The following is a 2,494-nucleotide window of genomic DNA, read 5'->3' on the forward strand; positions in this document are numbered from 1 at the left end:
TCGACCTCGAGCGGAAGAAAGTCTTTTTGCAGGTGACCGCGCACGCGTGCGGCAGGTGGCACTCCGCGGCGGTACCCGCCTCGCTGAAGGGGAGACCGGTCGCGGCCGCCGTCAGGGACATGGGCGTGCTGGTGGAGCATGACAACATGCTGGCCGAGTACGTGGCGGACTTCCTGCGCGCGAACTGGGACGGCATCCAGGTGGTCGAGGCCGGGGCGGACCTGTACGCCGAGTTTGTGGCGTTCGTCGAGGACAACGCTGAGAAGTTCCGCGGCAGCGGCGGCGGCAGGTGGGGCCGCTTCGGGAGGGAGGAGAGCGGGCAGCATTACGTTGCGGTGGTGCCCGAGGTGGCCGGGAGGTTTGCGCGGCGGCAGGGCACGACCCTGGAGCACCTGCTGCTGGCGCTGGAGGAGAGCGGGAAGCTGCTGGTGGGGAGCCGGAGCAGGCTCCGCCCGGTGCGGTTCAGCGGGCGGACCAGGCGCATGGTGGTGGTGCTGCTCCCGGAAAGCGGTCTGGGAGGCACGCCGCAAGGAGGTGCAGCGGACAGGGAAGGCGAGGCCTGCTAGCTCCGGGCCGAACGCCGGTATGCAACCTCTGCGGACGAGTTGCACACAGGTGCGGGGCAGCCGCCCGCTGGGCCTCCCCGCGGCTGAAGCCGGTGGCTGCCGCGCCGGGTAGGGACGGGCATGCAGGGCAGAAAAAATTCACCCAAAAGTAACAGACGCCTCTTGACTGTTACTTTTGGGTGAGGTATAATTACCATAGTGTAATGATATTGAGTTTTTTGTACGGTGTGAAGAGAAGCGATCCTTGACAATTGAATAAACAGCTAACAAATTAATTATACCAGAGTTCAGGCAAAAACGCAACAGTCACTGGAGCACCCTGCCGGGCCCCTGGAAGTGCGGTTCCAGCCCTTTTAGATGTCAATGGGGGTGAGTGAGATGGCCATCAGTATGGAGAACGTGGTGGTGGACGAGCGCGGGTGCCGGGTGATCACAGTAGACGAGGAGACGGGCCTGGAGAGCAGCAAGGTATTCTGCACCGTGCCGGTGGACGTGGTAGCAATGGAAGTCGACAAGGAGCGCGGGCGGAGGTACTACGTGGTCGAGTTAGGCGGGCTGTTGGGCGGCGTACAAATGCGGGTACCTGCCGAGATGGGCGCGGTCGGGATCGCCAGGGCCGTAGTGGACGCCGGGGCGTGGGTGGACTACAAGCCTCTTGTAGAGTACCTGGACCATCTGATTGCCCGCAAGTGGCATGAATTGGCAGCCAACCAGTGGGTAGTTAGTGATGATGACGATACTGACCCCGGAGCTATTTCGGTCTACCAGCAGTTTCTAACATGGGTGGATGCGAACATCGGCAGTTTTGACTCCGGCGTATACGGGATCATCGAGGAGGACGAAAAGTCCCGGCGGATCAAGGTCTTGCCCTACATATTCTCGGCTTTCCTGAACCAGGTGGGAGTGAGGAACCGGCAGGAACGCTGTTCAGTCCTGAGCTACTGGAAGGCCAGGGGCTGGTTAAAAACAAACGGCGACAACAAGTTTTCCGTTCTCGTGCGCGTGGGTCCCGTGGTGAGGCGGATGTACGAGGTCGTAGAGGAACTGAAACAGGCCGTGCCGGCTGCCGAATACCACTTTGCGGAACTCGCGAGAGAGCAATGCGGCGTCATGTAATACCCGGAAGTTCTGGAAATTAAAGGTGTAACACCTTGTAACACCATGTAACACCATTGTAACACCTCTGTAACACCTTCTCTAAAGCCCGGAAGCCTTGAAAATCAAGGGTGTAACACCTGTAACACCAAAAAGGGGTGGTGGCAGTGAGCTGGCCCTCCAGGTGCAGACAGACTTTGACCGGAACCCCAAAGCCCTCAAAGTCCTCGAAATCTTCAAAGTCCTCGAAGCCTTCAAGATCCCCGAAGTCCTCAAAGCCTAAAACAATCAAAACTTCGTCCTGCAACCTGTACACTCCCGGTGTGGTAGCGTCCAGGATATTGAAACAGACCGAACTCCGTAAAAAAGAAGATACTGTCTACAGAGACCTGCAGGAGAGGCTGCGCTGCCTGGAAAGCATGCCGTGTCCGGTCGCGCACCCTGTCTCTCCGGAACAGCTGTACCGCTACGACATAAGGATGGGCCGCAGCACGTCTTACTACGCCCTGGAGGAGGACGCCCTGCACTACGACCTGGAGTACGTGGTCCACGCCGAGAATATCGCAACCGTGAGGTCGGCGCTGGAAGGCCGCGGGCGGTATATCAAGAGGGAAGCGTGCAGGTCGTTCGCTCCCTTTCACCACCTGAGTGACGCCCAGAAGGCGGACGTCCTGGCGAGGCTGGGGCTCGACCGGCGCGGTATCGACGGGCCGGGCCCGATGCCGCTGGACGTGGGCAGGTACAGGATAAGGCTGTCGCTGAGGCTCCCTGACGAGTACATACCGGGGAAGGACGTCGAAGAGATCTTCGAGGAGTACCAGGAGGTAGCCGGG

General features: G+C 59.9%; 4 protein-coding genes. All 4 read left to right on the top strand.

The window, feature by feature from the left end; genetic code table 11:
* Positions 1 to 236: 236 nt before the first annotated feature.
* Positions 237 to 566, top strand: a complete 330-nt coding sequence (locus tag ACPLUI_RS13800) for a hypothetical protein (RefSeq protein WP_424660823.1) — start codon at positions 237 to 239, stop codon at positions 564 to 566.
* A 378-nt stretch (positions 567 to 944) separates the two neighbouring features.
* Complete coding sequence (locus tag ACPLUI_RS13805; RefSeq protein WP_424660824.1) at positions 945 to 1,682, top strand: hypothetical protein; 738 nt, start codon at positions 945 to 947, stop codon at positions 1,680 to 1,682.
* Between the two features lie 97 nt (positions 1,683 to 1,779).
* Positions 1,780 to 1,944, top strand: coding sequence for a hypothetical protein (locus ACPLUI_RS13810; protein ID WP_424660825.1), 165 nt, complete (start codon positions 1,780 to 1,782; stop codon positions 1,942 to 1,944).
* A 58-nt stretch (positions 1,945 to 2,002) separates the two neighbouring features.
* A partial coding sequence (locus ACPLUI_RS13815) for a hypothetical protein (protein ID WP_424660826.1) occupies positions 2,003 to 2,494 on the top strand: 492 nt, incomplete at its 3' end.

This window comes from Desulfofundulus sp., assembly GCF_049701015.1.
In the GTDB taxonomy this organism is placed as follows: Bacteria; Bacillota; Desulfotomaculia; order Desulfotomaculales; family Desulfovirgulaceae; genus Desulfofundulus.